Raw genomic sequence first — 18,367 nt, forward strand, 5'->3', positions numbered from 1 at the left:
CAATTTTATCATTATTATATTTTTAGTAACAACTACCAAAATCGATAGGTGTAACTTTTTATTTGTTTTCTGAAGAAATTAGAAATTACATGCTTTTTATCATCTTTTTTGAGATGGTGAATTTTTAAATTTGGTCTCCTCTAAAAAAAGCCAAAACTCAATCGGGTTTAAACCTGTAGTGATATTATTATTACCAGACATTTTTTGTATGATTGATCGAATTCGAAAATTTTCAGATACTCCTAGTTTTACAAATGCTATAAAAGCTACACTATCAACCGTTATCCCTGTATTATTGTTTGCCTTTTTGGGTAAATTTGAGATAGGCTATACCATTGCCTTGGGCGCTCTTTGTACTTATTATAGTGATGTTCCCAGCAGGTTGAATGATAAGTTTAAAGGCGTGTTGGCCACTATCTTTATTATTGCAACTACAAATCTGTTGTTTAATATAATTTATCCATATCCCTGGATTTTTTATCCTTTTCTGACGCTATTGATTTTTTTCTTATCTATGTTAACCGTGTATGGGAAAAGAGGAATTATGACATCGTTTGCAACATTGCTTGCGATTTCATTAGCTTTTGCACATTTAAAAGCCGGTTGGGAAATGCTCGAACAATCTGCGCTTTTGTTTGTTGGAGGTTTGTTTTATCTCGCCATTTCACTCGCTTTTACCTATATCAATCCTTACCGTTATGTAGAATTACAAATCGCAGAATGCATCAGGCTTACCGCTAAATATTTAAAATTAAGAGCCAATCTTTGGAATCTAGATGCGGACCGGCAAGCTATTATAGAAAAACAATTGCTTTTACAGGTACAAGTGAATGAGATTCATCAAAATATCAGAGAGGTTTTGATTGGAAATTATTCGGGATCAACAAGGGAAAACCGAAGGCTTCTGATAGCTTTTCTTTCGTTATTAGAAATTCAGGAGCTCTCACTTTCTACTTCATTTGATCATGATAAATTGCATAAAAAGTTTAAAGATCATCCTCAAGTTTTGCTTACTTACCAAAATCAAGCTTACGATTTATCCTCGAGTTTGAGAGAGCTAGCAAAAAGGGTTAAAAACCAAAAAAGGAAAAAAACCAAAGATATACTTGCTATAGATTTAAATTTATTTGAGCAAGTCATCAACGAGTATAGTAATACTTTGGGACATATTGAAGCTTCCGAAGGGGTTTTTATGCTAAAGACGATGTTCGATTATGCTGAAAAACAAATCGAGAAAATTAAAATTATTCAAAAAGCATTTTCATTTAATGTTACTCCCGCACAGATGCGAGGAAAAGACAAGGATCTGGACAAGTTTCTTACTCCTCAAAAATATCCTTTACGCACTTTAATTGAGAATTTGAGTTTCTCTTCTATTTTTTTCAGACATGCAGTAAGGTTAACAACTACTATTTTATTGGGGTTAATCATTGGTCATTTACTTCCTTTCCATAACGGATATTGGATAATGCTTACCATAGTTGTAATTATGCGCCCTGGATATGGACTTACAAAATCAAGATTATCTCAAAGAATTTTCGGAACCGTTTTGGGAGGGACAATAGCTTTCGGGATTCTTTATTTTGAGCATAATATTTATATTTTAGGTTTGCTAACGATTATTTGCAGGCTTATGGGATTTTCATTTTCTCCAATTAATTATAAAGTAGCGGCAACTTTTGTGACAATGTACGTTGTTTTTTTATACGGAATATTGACCCCAAATTTGGAAAATGTTTTTCAATACAGAATTATAGATACTATTGTTGGAGGGATTTTGGCATTTAGTGCGACTCACTTTTTATGGCCTTCTTGGGAGTTTTTCAAAACACCTATTTACATCAGAAATGCTATTAAAGCCAACCGCAGATACTTAAAGGAAATTTCTATGTTTTATAACCAAAAAGGAGAAGTAACAATGGCTTATCGATTGGCGAGAAAGAATGCTTTTATCGAAGTTGGGAATTTGATGTCTTCTTTTCAAAGAATGGTACAAGAACCAAAATCAAAACAAAAAAACATACAGCAAATTTATAGATTGACAGAACTCAATCATACATTGCTTTCGTCGATTGCTTCTTTGGGAACTTATATTCAGTCGCACAAAACGACTTCGGCATCCAAGTCATTTAATGTTGTTATTGATGCGGCCATTCAAAACTTAGAAAATGCCATTAAAGTTTTAAATGAAGAAGAGATATCCACAACAGAACATACAAGCCAAAATGATTTGGCAGTTCGATTTAGAGAGCTTAGAAATATTCGTGTCGCCGAATTGAAGGAAGGAGTTTCAATAGATGATAAAGCTTTTCAAGTTAAAATGCAGGAAGCACAATTGGTTATCGAACAATTGATGTGGCTGATTAATTTGTCCAAAAATATTTTTAATACAACAAAGATTTTAGCAGATTCATAAATTGGATGATTTTTTAGCTATCTAAAAATCAGCCAATAAAAAATGCCTTAAAAGAACGAACTTTAAGGCATTTTTTGTTGTTATAGATACTCTTAAAACTGAAAAGCAGCTCCTACTTGAATAACTTGATTTTTTCCTGATAGATTATCGAAACCATTTTCTAGTTCGAAATTATCGTTCAATGCAGTAATATATCTTGCATTTATAGATAAACCAAGTGGAAGATTAAGTGATGCTCCAAAAGCCCATGAAGGAACAAAATCTTTTGCATTAACAATGTTGTCATTCAGGTTATCACTAACTTTAAATCCAAACTGAGGACCAGTTTCAAAACTTAATAATTTAACAGCATAAATTTTTGCTAAAACAGGTACTGTAAGGTAGTCTAATTTTACATCTTGAGTGTCAGTAGAAAAACCTTCTTGAGAATATTGTACCTCAGGCTGAATAAATAATAAACTTTTTACCAATGGTATTTCTCTGTAAACGCCAACATAAAGTCCCGTTTTAGAATCTGCGTCAAATCCGTTACCGTTGACATCTGAAATATTGGCTCCCGCTCTAATTCCCCATGACTGTGCAGAAACTGCATTCGCTCCAAATAATATAAAAGCACCTAATAATAAGATTCTTAATGATTTCATAGTTTTTAAAATTTAAATTAATAACATAACGTTAGATTATGATCCAAAACTACTACAAATATTTAGTTTATAAATTAAAAAACAGTTTCAAAATTTCCACATAATAACAATTTTAAATTTAATTTAAAAACCATTTAATAACTTGATAATAAATGTAGGCAAAACGTTAAGTTTTTAATATACAACGGTGCTTTTTGTAATATATTATGCTAACTTTGGAATGAAAGGCGCGCTTCTGATACCTACTGTTTCTATTATTTCAGTCTTTATAATACTATTATTTTTTGTTCCTAAAACTAAATTACTAGCTATGAATGAAATTTTGCAAACCCTCAAAAATTTTTTTAAGACAGGAATATTCAAAAAAATTAAAATTTTCTTGATTTCTTTATTAGCATTCCTTCTACTACTTTTTATTGGTTTGCGGATTTATTTTGAACAAAATAAAGACAGCATAATGACCCAAATCAACCAAAAAATCAACGAGAATATTACGGGTCACGCCAGTATTGGAGATGTTGGTTATAAATTTTTAATTGGTTTCCCCAACTTCACAGTAGTCTTAAAAAAAGTAGAGTTACAAGACAGTTTATACACTGTACATAAAAGGAGTGTTCTTAAAGCTGGGGAAATCGAAGTGCGATTGAATGTTTTTGGATTATTGCATAAAAAAGTAGAAATAGACAAAGTTGTTTTAATCGATACCAAAATTGATTTATTCAAAGATAAAAACGGAGTTTCCAATTCGAATATTTTTAAACCAAAGCCAAAATCAAACAAACCCAAATCCAAAACTGATACCGAAATCAATGAAATAGATTTTAAAAATGTGACGTTCATTTCTCAGAATTTGCAAAGAAATAAACTATTCCATTTTGAAGTCGCTTCTCTAAAAAGTAAAATTGATTATACAGATGACGGTTGGAAAACCGATTTACATCTTAATGTTTTGGCCAAAAGTATGGCTTTTAATACCATCAAAGGAAGTTTTATAAAAGACAAAAGGGTAAAAGGAAAATTAGAAGTACAATTTTCTAAATCCAAGAACAAAATTGATATACTTACCGATAGACTTGGTATCGGCGATGACGATTTTGACATCAAAGCAAGTTTTGTTTTGGATAAAGAACATCCCATGATGGATATTAATTTAAAAACTCACATTCTTTGGCTCAATGCAGCGCATTTGTTGGATCCTCATATATTCAAGATTCTGAATCATTTTAATTTCACAAAACCTTTGGACGCAAAATGCAGCATCAGGGGCGATATGAATGCTGGTGGTGATCCTGAAATTATTGTAGATGCTCAAATTAAGGATAACGTTTTGGTTTCGTCTGAAGGAGAAACCAAAGATTGTAGTTTTGAGGCGAGATATATCAATAATTTTAAAAATGGCTTAGGTAACAATGACGCTAACTCGGCTATTATTATCAAAAAATTTACCGGAACCTACATGGGAATTCCAGTCGTTATTCCGAATGCAGCTATCAACAATTTGGAAAAACCTATGGCAACGGGCGATTTTCGTTCCAAATTTGAGGTCGAAAAATTGGGAAATATTTTCGGTGATGATTTTATAAAATTTAACAGCGGGACGGCCAATGTAAATTTAAAATTCAATGTCGATATTGTGGCTTTGAGAATTTCAAAACCTCGTTTTACCGGAAAAGTGGACATAGAAAACGCAAATATGTTTATCAAATCTATGAACCTTCCTTTTCAGACTAATGTTCTTCTTGATTTTACACAAGAAGCGTTGTTTATCCGAAATATCAAGTATCAAAGAGATAAAAACATAGTTTTTTTAGATGGAAGAATAGACAATTTTCTCAATCTCTACTATGTCGATCCCGAAAAAATGGTGGCAGTCCTGAATATCAACAGCCCTTTTATGGATGTGAAAAAATTCATGGGTGCTTTGGCTTACAACAGCAAAAAACAGTCTCAAAAGGAAGAAAAAAAAGCAGTTAGTAAAGCGGATGCTAAAAAAAGAATTGCTCTTGTCAAAAAATGTCAAATAATCATAAATCTGAATCTGAAACAAATGGTGTATTCTAATTTGACAGCAAAAAATGCAAAAATCATTGTTGCTGCCAAGAATAGACAATTTTTCATCAAACAAGGAGCAATTGAAACCTGCGGAGGAAAAATTACTTTTGATTCTCAAATGATTCCGCAACAGGATATTTTTAATGTTAAGACTAACGTAAATATCACAACAGTTGACATTCCTCAGTTTTTAACTTCTTTCAAGAATTTTGGTGTTAAATCATTTCAGCCTCAAAATATAAAAGGAAAGCTTTCGGCCAAGGCTGATTTATCAATTAAAATGACTCAAAATGGAGATTTGGTTGATGATTCTGCCAGAGGAAATCTACAGTACAACATCAAAAATGGTTCGCTGACTAACTTTAAGCCAATATTGAAAATAGGCAAGGTTGCTTTTCCCAACCGCGATGTAAGCCATATTGTTTTTAATGATTTATCAGGTCGAGCGGTCATTAATGGCAGTTTGGTCACTGTAGATTATTTTAAAGTCAGTTCGAATGTGCTGAACTTTGATGTTGGGGGTGTTTATTCGTTCAAGAAAGGAACTAAATTAGGTTTGACCATTCCGCTTAGAAATCCCGAAGATGATTACAAAATAAAAGACCTAAAAGCAAGGGAAGCCAAACGATACAAAGGAATTGTGGTACATTTATTAGTTGTGGACGATAAAAATGGTGAGATGAAAATTAAAATGGGAAGGTTGGAAAAAGAAAATAAAAAGGAAAAGATATGAGAATATTATTTTTAAGTTTGGTTATGTTGACTTTAGTAAGTTTTGATTCATTACGTTATAAAATTTCGGATGAAAAAGAACAAATAAACAGAACCTTAGACGCTTGGCACAAAGCAGCAGCCGAAGGTAATTTTAATAACTATTTTGGAATGATGACCGATGATGCTATTTTTATCGGAACAGACCCTACCGAAAATTGGAATTTAAAAGATTTTAAAGCATATGCTAAACCTCATTTTGACAAAGGAAAGGCCTGGAATTTCAAAGCGATTGAGCGCCATATTTATTTTGATAATTCTGGAAAATTAGCTTGGTTTGATGAACTGCTCGATACTCAAATGAAAATCTGTCGTGGTTCTGGTGTTCTTGTAAAAATTGGGAATGAATGGAAAATAAAACACTATGTTTTGTCGATGACTATTCCAAATGACAATACCAATGATGTCATAAAGATCATTGCTCCAATTGAAGATGCAATGCTTAAAAAAAGGTTTTCTAAATCATAAAATTTTGTTTTTTTCGGAACTAGAGTTTTCATTCTTATATAATTCCTTAATTTTGCCGAAATAGAAATCATATCGTGGGAAGTAAAAATAAATTAAAAAGGTTCAAAGAAAACGAAACATTCAATAACGTTTTTCAACCAACAAGAGAAGAGGTAGTAGGTGATTTGTTCCCATTAAAAGGGAAATGGAATTCAGATTTCTTCAAAAATGAAAATCCATTAGTACTAGAATTAGGTTGTGGTAAAGGAGAATATTCTGTTGGTTTGGCCGAAAGATATCCCAATAAAAATTTTATAGGTATTGATATCAAAGGAGCCCGCTTCTGGCGTGGTGCAAAAACGGCTGTTGAAACTGGTCTTCACAACGTAGCTTTTGTTCGTACTCAAATAGAATTAATCAATCATATTTTTGCCGAAAATGAAGTAGATGAAATTTGGATTACTTTTCCAGATCCTCAAATAAAATACAAAAGAACCAAACACAGAATGACCAATTCTGAGTTTTTGAAATTGTATAAAAAAATTCTAAAAAAAGATGGTGTCGTTAATTTAAAAACCGATAGCGAATTCATGCATGGTTACACACTTGGATTGCTGCACGGAGAAGGTCACGAAGTTTTATACGCTAATCATAATGTGTATGTAAATGAAGGAAGTCCAGAGGAAGTGACTGCTTTTCAGACATTTTATGAAAAACAATATTTAGAAATAAATAAAGCAATAACGTATATTCGTTTTAAAATAAAATAGTATTGGATTTTTTTCGTTTGAAGTGATTAAAAACAGAGCATGGCATTAGTGTTACCTTTTTTTCTCGGATTTATTGTTGCAGCTATTGGTATTACGCCTCCGGGTTTGATCAATATGACAGCTGCAAAAGTAAGTCTTAAAGACGGAAGAAGCGAAGCACTATTTTTTGCCGTTGGCGCCACCATTATTGTTTTTTTCCAAACGCTACTGGCTATTTTTTTTGCTAATTTTATCAATAGTCACCCGGAAATTGTTAATAGACTAAGGGAAGTCGGATTATTTATTTTTATAGGATTAACAATTTATTTTTTTTGGAAAGCCAAAAAACCTAAACTCCCTAAAGGAGAAATAAAAATTCGCAGTAAAGCCAACCGATTCTTCTTAGGAATGTTGCTTTCTACTCTGAATTTGTTTCCTATACCTTATTATGTTTTTGTATCTATTTCGCTTTCTGCCTATGGGTATTTTTCATTTCTGGAAACATTCATTTATATTTTTGTGACTGGTGTTGTGACTGGTTCATTTTTGGTTTTTTATCTTTATATTGTTTATTTCAAAAAAAGAGAAGCCAAATCTTCTTTCTTGATGAATAATGGAAATTATATTATCGGAACTATCACAGGGCTCGTTTCCCTTGTTACGCTCTTCAAGTTGATAAAAGAATTTTTAGGATAAAAAAAATATGGAAGTCACTAACGATAATTTTTTTGAAAGAGTTTATGTTGTCGTTAGGCAAATCCCATATGGAAAAGTCACTTCTTATGGCGCAATTGCGAAAGTTTTAGGTGCAGCACGATCTGCAAGAATGGTGGGTTGGGCTATGAATGCCGCCCATAATCTCGAAGATGTTCCCGCGCACCGGGTGGTAAACCAAAAAGGCTTACTTACTGGTAAACACCATTTTGATGGAACCAATCTCATGCAGCAATTATTAGAAAGCGAAGGAATTATCGTTGTAGATAACCAAATTGTAGATTTTGAGTCTGTTTTCTGGAATCCAGAAATGATTTCCTGATTTTATTTTTTAAGAGCTTCAAGTTCATGAATTACTTTTTTCTAATAGTTCATATTGCTTAATAGCTAAGCAACCATAGATAAATCCAATCCAAATCCTTTAGAATAAGAACTTAATCCGTTATCTTTGCAATCTAAAATTAGTTTAAATAAAAACGCGTTTTTTATACATTCGCAAAAAGATAGAAGATTAAAAAATGAAATTAGATAAAAATAGCATTCTTAAGGCATTAGAAACAATTACTGTTGCCGGCGAAGGTAAAAACATGGTAGAAAGTGGTGCCGTTACAAACGTAGTTACTTTTGGAGATGAGGTTGTGGTTGATTTATTATTGCACACTCCTGCAATGCACATTAAGAAAAGAGCCGAAGATGATATCAAAAAAACGATCCACGAATTGGTTTCTGCTGATGCAAAAGTAAAAGTAAACATCAAAGTTGAAGCTGTAGCAGCTGAAAATCCGAATCAGATCAAAGGGAAAGCAATTCCTGGAATAAAAAATATTATTGCAATAGCTTCTGGAAAAGGTGGTGTTGGAAAATCAACTGTAACGGCAAATTTGGCGGTGACATTGTCAAAAATGGGTTTTGCAGTTGGAGTTTTAGATGCAGATATTTATGGGCCTTCTATGCCAATAATGTTTGATGTAGAAAGTGAAAAACCAATTTCTGTTGAAGTTGATGGAAAATCAAAAATGAAACCTATAGAAAGTTATGGTGTCAAAATGCTTTCTATCGGATTTTTTACATCACCAAGTCAGGCAGTAATTTGGAGAGGACCAATGGCTTCTAAAGCTTTGAACCAAATGATTTTTGATGCGAATTGGGGAGAACTTGATTTTATGTTAATTGATTTACCTCCAGGAACTGGCGATATTCATCTTTCGATCATGCAATCTTTACCTGTAACAGGTGCTGTTGTAGTAAGTACTCCTCAGGCAGTTGCATTGGCCGATGCCAAAAAAGGAGTTTCTATGTTTATGTCTGAAGCTATAAATGTTCCAGTTTTGGGAATTATAGAAAACATGGCGTATTTTACACCTGAAGAATTGCCAAATAACAAATACTATATTTTTGGAAAAGAAGGAGCTAAAGATTTGGCAGAAGATTTGAACGTGGCTTTCTTAGGAGAAGTGCCAATTGTACAGTCAATTCGTGAAGCTGGAGATTATGGACGTCCTGCTGCATTGCAAACAGATTCAATTATTGAAAATGTTTTTGATCAAATTACACGTAATGTTGTAAGTGAGGTTGTAAATAGAAATGAAAATTTAGAACCTACAGAAGCGATCAAGATTACAACAATGGCTGGATGTTCGGCTGTTAAAAAATAAATTATATATCAACTTATGAAAACAGAACAATTAACAAATAATGTTTTGAAAGCGCTGGATGAAATCAGACCTTTTTTGAATTCAGATGGTGGAGATATTACACTTATTTCAATTGATGATGAAGGTAAACACGTAAAAGTACGTCTAGAAGGTGCTTGTACTAGTTGCAGTGTAAATCAAATGACATTAAGAGCTGGAGTAGAAACTACAATCAAAAAATACGCTCCTGAAATTGAGACAGTTATAAATGTTTTATAATTAAAAAAATTGTAAATTTTTCCTCTAGGTTCAAATTACACTGTCAACAAAAAGCGATTTTTTAATCATTATCATTAATGAATTACCAAAAAAGTTACCTTTTTTTATGTAATATATAAAAAAAGCTGTGAATAATTCAAGTTATTTTTATTTGAAAAATCAAATAAAAATTTACATTTGTAACATAACTAACAAACTTTGAATTATGAAAAACTTTTATTTATTGATTGTTGTACTTTTGTGTCTATGTAAAACCTATGGTCAAGAACCAATTCAAGAGGCCTTTGTTAAAAAAACGTATGTAAATGTTGATGAGGAGTGGAGTGAAATTAATTTCAGCAAAATTGTTGATGTTTTCTCCAATAGAGCTGGACAATTAAAAATATCTAACGCTGAATTTTTAACCGAACTTAGCGGAGGTAAAGCAAAAATGTTAGATAATAGTGCGTATATTACTGCCGAATTTACAGGGCAGGTACAAACTAAAAATAAAACCGATAAAAAAGGCTTGGTCAATTTAACATATGAAGGAAAGTTAGTTTTTAAAACTATAGAAGGATCATATGCACCAAATGCTGTTATTGTTTTTATTATCAATCAGGCGGATATTATTGGTTTAAAAATATTAAATAAAGATAATCACAAAGAAATGGCCGTTGATCTTGAACTAAAGAGCTAACGATATTTGAACGGCTATTTTAAATAAAATTAGCACAATAGAATTAATGGATGTTTTAATTAAAATTAAAGATAGAGAAGGAGTAGTTCATGATTTACAGGCTCCAACAGATATGGCAATGAACATAATGGAACTTTGCAAAGCTTATGAGCTTCCAGTAGAAGGAACTTGTGGCGGAATGGCAATGTGTGCTTCTTGTCAATGTTATGTTCTTAACGATGTGGAGTTGCCAGCAATGGGTGATGATGAAGAAGCAATGCTTTCAGAAGCTTTTTATGTAAAATCAAATAGTCGATTGGGCTGCCAAATTCCAATTACCGAGGCACTTGACGGCTTAGAGTTGGAACTAGCTCCGGAAAATTAATTTTATTAAATAAAAAAATATTAGCCATTAGTCGCAAGAGAAAATCAATCTTTTCTTCTTGCGACTAATGGCTTTTTAATTATATAATACATAAAGCTTATTTGAAAGCTGAAATTCCTGTAATGTCCATTCCTGTAATTAATAAATGAATGTCGTGAGTTCCTTCGTAAGTAATAACCGATTCTAAATTCATCATATGTCTCATGATGGAATATTCTCCTGTAATTCCCATACCTCCCAGCATTTGTCTGGCTTCTCGTGCAATATGCAGAGCCATATCTACATTATTTCTTTTAGCCATAGAGATTTGAGCGGTTGTTGCTCTTCCTTCATTTCTTAAAACACCTAGTCTCCAAGTCAATAATTGGGCTTTGGTAATTTCTGTAATCATTTCGGCTAATTTTTTTTGTTGCAGTTGAGTTCCCGCAATAGGTTTGTCAAATTGGATTCTTTCTTTTGCATACCTCAAAGCTGTGTCATAACAATCCATTGCAGCACCGATAGCACCCCAAGCTATTCCATAACGGGCAGAATCCAAGCAGCCAAGTGGTGCGCCCAAACCTGATTTGCCAGTCAAAAGATTTTCTTTAGGAATTTTTACATTATCAAAAATCAATTCTCCTGTAGCCGAAGCACGCAATGACCATTTATTATGAGTTTCCGGAGTAGTAAAACCTTCCATTCCGCGTTCTACAATTAATCCATAGATTCTTCCTTCTTCATTTTTTGCCCAAACAACAGCGATATCGGCGAATGGAGCATTAGATATCCACATTTTGGCACCATTTAAAAGATAATGATCGCCCATATCTTTAAAATTGGTAATCATACTTCCAGGATCAGAACCGTGATTGGGTTCTGTCAGACCAAAACAACCAATTAATTCGCCGGTGGCTAGTTTTGGCAAATATTTCATTCTCTGTTCTTCGTTTCCGTATTTCCAAATTGGGTACATTACTAATGAAGACTGAACTGAAGATGTAGAGCGAACACCTGAATCACCACGTTCAATTTCCTGCATGATTAAACCGTATGAAATTTGATCGAGTCCAGCTCCTCCATATTCTACTGGAATATAGGGACCAAAACCACCTATTTCTGCCAGACCTTTTATGATTTGTTTTGGGAATTCTGCTTTTTGAGCATATTCTTCAATTATAGGTGAAACTTCACGTTTGACCCAGGCACGAGCCGAATCACGGACAAGTTTATGTTCTTCACTTAATAAATCATCAAGATTGTAATAATCTGGGGCTTGAAATAAATCGGGTCTCATAATGTAGTTTTTATTGATACAAAACTACATAAAGAAATATAACAAAACTAATATGTAATGTTGTAAAAATGAATTAAATATAATTTTCTGCTATATTCATGAGAGGATTTTTATTTGTGTTATTTACCAAATCCACCATTCTACTTTTGCGCCCACATACTGCCCCCACCTTTTGGTTCCACTTTGCGCGAGGTAAGGAGAATAAAGATTGTCTGCTGCAAATTGATTATAATGTGCTATACTGTAAACTAATCTAAAATGTGGCCTCGCCCAAACATCTCGAACGGCTGTTGGCACAAATGTTGGTGCGAGAGTAAATTTGGTCATCTGAGCAAAGTCTTGTGTGCCATCTTTTCTCCAGGCTAAATCAAATTCATGAAGCAAATGAAGCCAATCTTTTATATACCAAGTTCCTCTGGCTCCAAGCGCAATATCTTGTTTGCGGTTAAATAATAATTGTTTACCGAGATAATCTGGAGTTTTATTCAAGCTGTCGCTCGCTCCTCTACTTTTGGTATATATTGCATAAGCATTTAACGAGTAATTTTTATTGATGTTCAGTAAGAAAGTTTCGGTAATGGCTAATGAATATGCTTTCCTGAAGCTGTTTGTTTCCAGATTAGGACCTCCATAAGTGATATAGGTTTTACTGCTTCCTCCATCCCCACCATTGGCTATTCCAGAACCATATCGTGCACTTATCGCATTAAAAGAACCTGGTAATTTGGTTGAAATATCTTTGTAATACTTAGCTCCAACCACATATCCATTATCGGCCGGATAATTGTAAAAAGTATCTATACCCTGAGCTGTACCTGACGGGAGGCGTTGGTATTCACCAAGTAGTTTAACGTATCCTTTATTGGTCATTATAGTATGTTCTAAAATAGAAATATATCTATTACGCAAACCTAACGCCGGAGTTCCGTTTACAATATTAAGATAGAAATTTGGCGGCAATGTAGAAGTCGTATCAATAGAACCGGCAAAAATAACTGAGAATTGAGTGTTCTTATGTTTTATTCCAACTCCTTGTCCAGAATGGTCATCAAAATAATAATGATCAATAATATGTATATCATCATTACGAAATAATCTGGCACCAAGCCATACAGTCCAATCACTGCCCATTATGTTTTTGGCTTCTGCGTATAATTCTGGGATAGCGGTAGTAATTCCTCCAATTGATTTGTTGGAAACATTTCCAATTAATTGCCCTTGAGTAGTGTAAAAAGCAAAACGAGCCTGAATATTGATATTTGTCTTTTCATGTCCTGCAATTGCTGGGTCAAATTTCATTGAGGTTGCTAATTCGAAATAATCATTTTCTTCAAAGCGGCCTCCTATAGATCCCATTCCATTTAGATTCAATGATCGTGGAAATTCACTGTTTTCAGCTCCTAAGGAATAAGCAATCCCAGCTCTACCATAACTCCCAAGTGAGATTTTTTTGTTAGTGATTAGTGGTGCTTGGGCAAATAAATTTAATGTAAATAAAAAAAAAATGATTTGGGCTATCTGGTTTTTCATAGTTATAATTCGTTTAAAGCTTTTAAATTTTATAACATTCGTAATTATAAATTGTTCTGAGTTTATTATAAGAGCCTGATGTTGAATTCTATTGGTGTGGTCTTATTCAAACTTAGCAATTTTTTATGAAAATTTTAAGATTAAATCGAAGAATTATGAAGAAATTTCTATTGAAAGGAAATAGATTTCTCAAAGAAATTGATAACTGTGTTTTTAAAAGGTTTTTGATAAATAATATTAGATAATTACATCTTTATATAAAAATCTTTTGTCAACTCGATATACTCTGTAGTATATATATGTCTTGAAGTTTCGATGATCAATTCATCGATAGAATAATTGGAGATTTCATTTCGGCTAAAAGCCAATAAACTACGTTTGATTTCGCTTGTTGGAGTCCCTTTTACACGCGTAATTTTTATAGGATATAATTCGTATTCTTTGGCAAGTGTTAGAAACTTTTCTTCTTCTTTATAAGGAATAATTACAGAGAAAATTCCATTTTCAGAAAGTAATAAATCGGCGGCTTCAATCAAATCTTCAAAAGGCATAGCATCTTGAAAACGTGCCAAGTCCCGTTGATCATCATTTGATTTATAATCTTCGCTATAAAAAGGAGGATTAGAAACGATTAAATCATATTCATCTTCTGGTTCTTCTACAAATTCGTCTAAACCAGCATGAAAACAAAACAATCTGTCGTTCCAAGGTGAATTTTCGAAATTATCTGTAGCTTGCTCGTAGGCAGCTTCGTCAATTTCTAAAGCGTCTATTTGCTCAGCAGCACCTCTTTGTGCAAGCATTAATGCAATGATTCCAGTTCCAGTTCCAATGTCTAAAATACTAAAAGGTTTGTTTTCAATTGGGGTCCAAGCCCCTAATAAAACGCCATCAGTACCAACTTTCATTGCACAACGATCTTGTTCGATTGAAAATTGTTTGAATTGAAATTTGGACATAGAGATTTCAAATAATAGATTAACGAATGCTGGCTCGAGCGATAGCGAATTGGCGAAGCATTTTAAATTTTAATGACTGAACACTAAAATCTGAATACTGAATACTTTTTTAAAGATACATTTCAATCAGCCCTTCAGGTAAATCCATGAATATTTTTTTATTTTCCCTGTCAATTTTAATCAAGAAATGATCAATCATAGGGATCAGGATTTCAGCATCTCCTTTGAGGACTTCAAACAGAGGCTGAGCAGTAGTGTCATTGATGGATTGGATTTCGCCAACATAGCCAAGGCGTTTATCTTCTACTTCAAAACCAATTACTTCGTGGAAGTAGAATTTATTACCGGTAAGTTTTGGTAACATTTTTAGAGGAAGATATAAATCGTTGCCTAATAAAGCATCTGCTTCTTCTTCTGTATTTATATCTTCAAAACGAATTCGGAGGAAATCGTTTTTGTGGAGTGAGCTATTTTCAATAAAAAAAGGAACCAAGTGTTTGTTGCATTCAACAAACACTGATTCCAAGTTTTCGTATAACTCAGGTTCGTCCGTGTCTAAATAAGCAAGAACTTCCCCTTTGAAACTAAATTTTTTGGCGATTTTACCCAAATAGAAACAATCTTCTTTACGCATTTTCGCCTAATAAATTATGCTTCAGTTGTTTCGTTATTTTCTTCAGCAGCAGGAGCTTCTTCAGCTTCGGCAGCAACTTCTTCTTCAGCAGCAGGAGTTGCAGCAGCAATAGCATCAGCTTCAGCTTGAGCAGCATCTGCAATACGTTTTGCGTTTACTTCTTGTTCCGCTTTCAATGCTTTAGCTTTAGCATCAGCTTGCGCTTTAGATAAACCTTGTTTTTTAGCGTCAACTTTTCCAGCTTTAGCTTCTAACCAAGCAGCTAATTTTGCATCAGCTTGCTCTTGAGTCAAAGCACCTTTACGAACTCCTCCATCAAGGTGGTGTTTTAATAAAGCTCCTTTGTAAGAAAGAATAGCTTTTGCTGTATCTGTAGGTTGAGCACCATTGTGCAACCATTTTACTGCGCTATCCAAGTTTAATTCGATAGTTGCAGGGTTTGTGTTTGGATTGTAAGTACCAATTTTTTCAAGGTATTTACCATCTCTTTTTGAGCGAGCATCAGCTGCTACAACCCAGTAAAACGGTTTTTGTTTTTTACCGTGTCTTTGTAATCTAATTTTTACTGACATAATCGTATGATTAAATTTTGAGGTACTCGACCTCGATTAATTAAGGGTGCAAAGATACATTTTTTATCGAAACAATCTAATAAGTTTATTATTTTAATATGTTAATTGGTTGTTAGTTATGTTTATAGCTTATTATGAGGATTAAAAAACAACCTAATAATCTTAAAATCATGTAATTTTGTCTTTCAAATTAAATGATATGCGTAGATTTTTTTCGGTTATAGTTTTGTGTTTGTTTTTAAACTCTTGTGAGGATCAGGTTAAGTTTAATAATCCAGCGGTACAGGGTTTAAAAAATAATGTGCTTTGGAGTGCAACTTTAATCGATGCAGTCCAGGAAGCAGATGGTTCTCTGACAATTGAGGCTTATGCGAAAAATGATGTTCTAACTTTGAAAACAGAAAGTGTAGATGTCAACACTTATATAATAGGAGTTGATGATGTAAATACTATAAAGTTAGTTGAAACAACAGCAAATAGTACAACGGTTTTTTCAACAGGTGAAAATAGCGGTAATGGCCAAATTGTGATCACTGAATTTGATGCGGTAAACCATACTATTTCTGGAGAATTTAAATGTAATATCCCAAATGAATCTGGTAGTTCTGCTGCTCCGTATGTGAATTTTATCAAAGGTGTTTTTTATAAAATTCCTCTTAAAACAAAGTAAATCCCTTATGGTTAGTAATAAATTGAAATCTGAATCTAATATTGAGATAAGAATTATTATTTGATGTTTCTGATAGTTTTTTAATTCCAGTACGTTTGATACTGAAATCAATACTTTTAATTATGGAGTTTTTTACTGTTAAATTAAAATACAAATAATATAGCCAAACTGTATGCTTTTCATAAATAATCTGAGAAATAAGCTAATTTATAGTTGATTAGAAAATAAATAGAGTACATTTGTTTATTATTATAAATAAGTACATATGAACATTTTTGTGGGAAGCCTTCCATTCAGTATTGAGGAAGCAGATTTAAGAGAGTCTTTTGAGGCTTACGGAGCAGTTGACTCTGTAAAAATTATCACTGATAAATTTACCGGTAGAAGTAAAGGATTTGGTTTTGTTGAAATGCCAAATGACAGTGAGGCTCAAAAAGCTATCGATGAATTGAACGGGGCAACTGTTCAAGGACGTGCTATCGTTGTTAACAAATCTGAACCAAAACCAGAAGGCGAAAGAAGAAGTTTTAACAACAACCGTGGAGGTGATTCTCGCGGAGGTTATGGAAACAACCGTGGTGGTGATAACCGTGGTGGTGGAGACAGAGGAAGATATTAATATTTTTTTCAATCATATATTAAAGAGGCTATTCGAAAGAATGGCCTCTTTTTGTTTCAGGACGGGACAAATTTCTTTAATTAGAAAAGGCTGTCTATTGTGACAGCCTTTTTTGTTATGCTGTAAAGACGTTGCACTGCAACGTCTCTACGATATTATATTTTTACAAATTAGCAACCAACCAGTCACCAACTTCGCTAGTTTTATAAGCTTTCGCTCCTTTAGCAGCTAAATCTTCAGTTACTATTCCTTCAGCTAATGATTTGTTTACAACAGCTCTAATTGCTTCTGCTTCATCTTTTAATCCAAAAGCATCTTCAAACATCATAGCAGCAGACAAAATAGTTGCCAATGGGTTTGCAATATTTAATCCTGTCGCTTGTGGGTAAGAACCGTGAATTGGCTCATAAAGTGAGGTATGTTCTCCAACAGATGCTGAAGGCATTAATCCCATAGAACCAGAAATTACAGAAGCTTCGTCGGTCAAAATATCTCCAAATAAGTTTTCAGTAATCAATACGTCATAAGAGTTTGGCCATTGTACTAAACGCATTGCAACAGCATCAACAAATTCATAAGAAACAGTAACCTCTGGGTAATCTTTTTCCATCGCTTGAACTGTTTCTCTCCATAAACGTGATGTTTCCAATACGTTTGCTTTATCCACACAACACAATTTTTTTGAACGTGTCATTGCTAATTCAAAACCTTTTTTTGCCAAACGTTGCACTTCAGCTCTTGTATAAACACAGTTGTCAAAAGCAGTATCTCCGTTATCTTTTCTTCCTTTTTCACCAAAATAAATTCCTCCGGTTAATTCTCTTAAGAAAACCAAATCGGTTCCTTCAATTCTTTCTCTTTTCAATGGAGAATTGTCAATCAAAGATGGGAAAGTAAAAGTTGGACGTACATTGGCAAATAAGCCTAATTTTTTACGCATTTTTAATAAACCTTGCTCAGGACGAACTGGAGCACTTGGATCATTATCATATTTTGGGTGTCCGATAGCACCAAACAAAACAGCATCAGCAGCCATACAAACTTCATGAGTCGAATCTGGATAAGGCTCACCTACCGCATCAATAGCACAGGCTCCTGTAAGTGCTGGCGTCCAAGTAATCTCGTGGTTGAATTTTTTTGCAATGGCATCCGAAACTTTTACTGCTTCGTTAATTACTTCTGGTCCAATTCCGTCTCCGGCTAAAAGGGCAATATTAAATTTCATTGTTCTTTTTTTTTAAGTTTATAAGTTCTAGTCGCTAAGTTTCGATGTTTAATAGGCGACTCAATATTTTTAATTTATGTTCCAAAGAATCTAAGGCTCTAAGATAACTTAGTAACTTAGTAGCTTAGCAACT

Annotated in this window: 19 protein-coding genes; 12 read left to right on the top strand and 7 right to left on the bottom strand. The window is 33.4% G+C overall.

Translation table 11 applies throughout. The annotated features are described in order from the left end of the window. The first annotated feature begins 208 nt into the window (after window positions 1-208). Window positions 209-2,416, top strand: coding sequence for an FUSC family membrane protein (locus tag VLC96_RS13310; RefSeq protein ID WP_325263642.1), 2,208 nt, complete (start codon window positions 209-211; stop codon window positions 2,414-2,416). 92 nt (window positions 2,417-2,508) lie between these two features. Here VLC96_RS13310 and VLC96_RS13315 read toward each other — a convergent pair whose 3' ends face one another. Then, on the bottom strand, window positions 2,509-3,060 hold the full coding sequence (locus VLC96_RS13315) for a porin family protein (protein WP_325263644.1): 552 nt from the start codon (window positions 3,058-3,060) through the stop codon (window positions 2,509-2,511). A 310-nt stretch (window positions 3,061-3,370) separates the two neighbouring features. Between VLC96_RS13315 and VLC96_RS13320 the strand changes: the two genes are divergently transcribed. The 9 genes from VLC96_RS13320 (at window position 3,371) to VLC96_RS13360 (ending at window position 10,749) form a co-directional block, all read left to right on the top strand. Further along, entirely contained in the window at window positions 3,371-5,845 is a 2,475-nt protein-coding gene (locus VLC96_RS13320; RefSeq protein WP_325263646.1) for an AsmA family protein, read from the top strand. Window positions 5,846-5,868: 23 nt separating this feature from the next. Continuing rightward, on the top strand, window positions 5,869-6,351 hold the full coding sequence (locus VLC96_RS13325) for a nuclear transport factor 2 family protein (protein WP_414655574.1): 483 nt from the start codon (window positions 5,869-5,871) through the stop codon (window positions 6,349-6,351). 74 nt (window positions 6,352-6,425) lie between these two features. Further along, complete coding sequence (gene trmB, locus VLC96_RS13330) at window positions 6,426-7,100, top strand: tRNA (guanosine(46)-N7)-methyltransferase TrmB (protein WP_325263648.1); 675 nt, start codon at window positions 6,426-6,428, stop codon at window positions 7,098-7,100. Between the two features lie 39 nt (window positions 7,101-7,139). Further along, window positions 7,140-7,775, top strand: a complete 636-nt coding sequence (locus VLC96_RS13335; protein WP_325263649.1) for a LysE family transporter — start codon at window positions 7,140-7,142, stop codon at window positions 7,773-7,775. A 7-nt stretch (window positions 7,776-7,782) separates the two neighbouring features. Continuing rightward, window positions 7,783-8,115, top strand: coding sequence for an MGMT family protein (locus VLC96_RS13340; RefSeq protein ID WP_325263651.1), 333 nt, complete (start codon window positions 7,783-7,785; stop codon window positions 8,113-8,115). A 196-nt stretch (window positions 8,116-8,311) separates the two neighbouring features. Further along, entirely contained in the window at window positions 8,312-9,448 is a 1,137-nt protein-coding gene (locus VLC96_RS13345; RefSeq protein WP_325263653.1) for an Mrp/NBP35 family ATP-binding protein, read from the top strand. Between the two features lie 15 nt (window positions 9,449-9,463). After that, window positions 9,464-9,706 carry a NifU family protein gene (locus VLC96_RS13350; protein ID WP_325263656.1) on the top strand — a complete coding sequence of 81 codons (243 nt, stop codon included), beginning with the start codon at window positions 9,464-9,466 and terminating at the stop codon, window positions 9,704-9,706. A gap of 205 nt (window positions 9,707-9,911) precedes the next feature. Continuing rightward, the gene (locus VLC96_RS13355) at window positions 9,912-10,385 is read left to right on the top strand and encodes a hypothetical protein (RefSeq protein ID WP_325263658.1); all 474 of its coding nucleotides are present in this window, start codon (window positions 9,912-9,914) and stop codon (window positions 10,383-10,385) included. A 46-nt stretch (window positions 10,386-10,431) separates the two neighbouring features. Continuing rightward, window positions 10,432-10,749 (top strand): 2Fe-2S iron-sulfur cluster-binding family protein, encoded by a 318-nt coding sequence (locus VLC96_RS13360; RefSeq protein ID WP_325263660.1) that lies wholly within the window; start codon window positions 10,432-10,434, stop codon window positions 10,747-10,749. A 97-nt stretch (window positions 10,750-10,846) separates the two neighbouring features. Here the strand turns inward: VLC96_RS13360 and VLC96_RS13365 are convergent, their stop codons facing one another. The 5 genes from VLC96_RS13365 to VLC96_RS13385 all read right to left on the bottom strand — a co-directional run bounded on the left by VLC96_RS13365 (window position 10,847) and on the right by VLC96_RS13385 (window position 15,720). Continuing rightward, on the bottom strand, window positions 10,847-12,025 hold the full coding sequence (locus VLC96_RS13365; protein ID WP_325263662.1) for an acyl-CoA dehydrogenase family protein: 1,179 nt from the start codon (window positions 12,023-12,025) through the stop codon (window positions 10,847-10,849). Between the two features lie 123 nt (window positions 12,026-12,148). Beyond that, on the bottom strand, window positions 12,149-13,555 hold the full coding sequence (locus tag VLC96_RS13370; protein ID WP_325263663.1) for a carbohydrate porin: 1,407 nt from the start codon (window positions 13,553-13,555) through the stop codon (window positions 12,149-12,151). 245 nt (window positions 13,556-13,800) lie between these two features. Then, on the bottom strand, window positions 13,801-14,514 hold the full coding sequence (locus VLC96_RS13375) for a tRNA1(Val) (adenine(37)-N6)-methyltransferase (RefSeq protein WP_325263664.1): 714 nt from the start codon (window positions 14,512-14,514) through the stop codon (window positions 13,801-13,803). 109 nt (window positions 14,515-14,623) lie between these two features. Beyond that, window positions 14,624-15,148, bottom strand: coding sequence for a ribosome maturation factor RimM (gene rimM, locus VLC96_RS13380; RefSeq protein ID WP_325263665.1), 525 nt, complete (start codon window positions 15,146-15,148; stop codon window positions 14,624-14,626). Between the two features lie 14 nt (window positions 15,149-15,162). Further along, the gene (locus VLC96_RS13385; RefSeq protein ID WP_325263666.1) at window positions 15,163-15,720 is read right to left on the bottom strand and encodes a 30S ribosomal protein S16; all 558 of its coding nucleotides are present in this window, start codon (window positions 15,718-15,720) and stop codon (window positions 15,163-15,165) included. A gap of 199 nt (window positions 15,721-15,919) precedes the next feature. Here VLC96_RS13385 and VLC96_RS13390 point away from each other — a divergent pair, with 199 nt between their 5' ends. Beyond that, window positions 15,920-16,390, top strand: coding sequence for a DUF6252 domain-containing protein (locus VLC96_RS13390; protein WP_325263668.1), 471 nt, complete (start codon window positions 15,920-15,922; stop codon window positions 16,388-16,390). 265 nt (window positions 16,391-16,655) lie between these two features. Continuing rightward, entirely contained in the window at window positions 16,656-17,009 is a 354-nt protein-coding gene (gene rbp, locus VLC96_RS13395; protein ID WP_325263670.1) for an RNA-binding regulator, read from the top strand. A 163-nt stretch (window positions 17,010-17,172) separates the two neighbouring features. Here the strand turns inward: rbp and leuB are convergent, their stop codons facing one another. Beyond that, window positions 17,173-18,234 carry a 3-isopropylmalate dehydrogenase gene (gene leuB / locus VLC96_RS13400; protein WP_325263672.1) on the bottom strand — a complete coding sequence of 354 codons (1,062 nt, stop codon included), beginning with the start codon at window positions 18,232-18,234 and terminating at the stop codon, window positions 17,173-17,175. Window positions 18,235-18,367 lie beyond the last annotated feature (133 nt).

Origin of the sequence: Flavobacterium sp. (genome assembly GCF_035456085.1) — a bacterium.
In the GTDB taxonomy this organism is placed as follows: Bacteria; Bacteroidota; Bacteroidia; order Flavobacteriales; family Flavobacteriaceae; genus Flavobacterium.

Bases quoted from the DNA above. Each gene is read 5' to 3' on its own strand.
- VLC96_RS13375 (WP_325263664.1), bottom strand. From the start codon at position 14,514: ATGTCCAAATTTCAATTCAAACAATTTTCAATCGAACAAGATCGTTGT.
- VLC96_RS13365 (WP_325263662.1), bottom strand. From the start codon at position 12,025: ATGAGACCCGATTTATTTCAAGCCCCAGATTATTACAATCTTGATGAT.
- VLC96_RS13355 (WP_325263658.1), top strand. From the start codon at position 9,912: ATGAAAAACTTTTATTTATTGATTGTTGTACTTTTGTGTCTATGTAAA.
- VLC96_RS13310 (WP_325263642.1), top strand. From the start codon at position 209: ATGATTGATCGAATTCGAAAATTTTCAGATACTCCTAGTTTTACAAAT.
- rbp (WP_325263670.1), top strand. From the start codon at position 16,656: ATGAACATTTTTGTGGGAAGCCTTCCATTCAGTATTGAGGAAGCAGAT.
- VLC96_RS13345 (WP_325263653.1), top strand. From the start codon at position 8,312: ATGAAATTAGATAAAAATAGCATTCTTAAGGCATTAGAAACAATTACT.
- VLC96_RS13370 (WP_325263663.1), bottom strand. From the start codon at position 13,555: ATGAAAAACCAGATAGCCCAAATCATTTTTTTTTTATTTACATTAAAT.
- VLC96_RS13335 (WP_325263649.1), top strand. From the start codon at position 7,140: ATGGCATTAGTGTTACCTTTTTTTCTCGGATTTATTGTTGCAGCTATT.
- VLC96_RS13320 (WP_325263646.1), top strand. From the start codon at position 3,371: ATGAATGAAATTTTGCAAACCCTCAAAAATTTTTTTAAGACAGGAATA.
- VLC96_RS13340 (WP_325263651.1), top strand. From the start codon at position 7,783: ATGGAAGTCACTAACGATAATTTTTTTGAAAGAGTTTATGTTGTCGTT.
- VLC96_RS13385 (WP_325263666.1), bottom strand. From the start codon at position 15,720: ATGTCAGTAAAAATTAGATTACAAAGACACGGTAAAAAACAAAAACCG.
- leuB (WP_325263672.1), bottom strand. From the start codon at position 18,234: ATGAAATTTAATATTGCCCTTTTAGCCGGAGACGGAATTGGACCAGAA.
- rimM (WP_325263665.1), bottom strand. From the start codon at position 15,148: ATGCGTAAAGAAGATTGTTTCTATTTGGGTAAAATCGCCAAAAAATTT.
- VLC96_RS13360 (WP_325263660.1), top strand. From the start codon at position 10,432: ATGGATGTTTTAATTAAAATTAAAGATAGAGAAGGAGTAGTTCATGAT.
- VLC96_RS13390 (WP_325263668.1), top strand. From the start codon at position 15,920: ATGCGTAGATTTTTTTCGGTTATAGTTTTGTGTTTGTTTTTAAACTCT.
- VLC96_RS13315 (WP_325263644.1), bottom strand. From the start codon at position 3,060: ATGAAATCATTAAGAATCTTATTATTAGGTGCTTTTATATTATTTGGA.
- VLC96_RS13350 (WP_325263656.1), top strand. From the start codon at position 9,464: ATGAAAACAGAACAATTAACAAATAATGTTTTGAAAGCGCTGGATGAA.
- VLC96_RS13325 (WP_414655574.1), top strand. From the start codon at position 5,869: ATGTTGACTTTAGTAAGTTTTGATTCATTACGTTATAAAATTTCGGAT.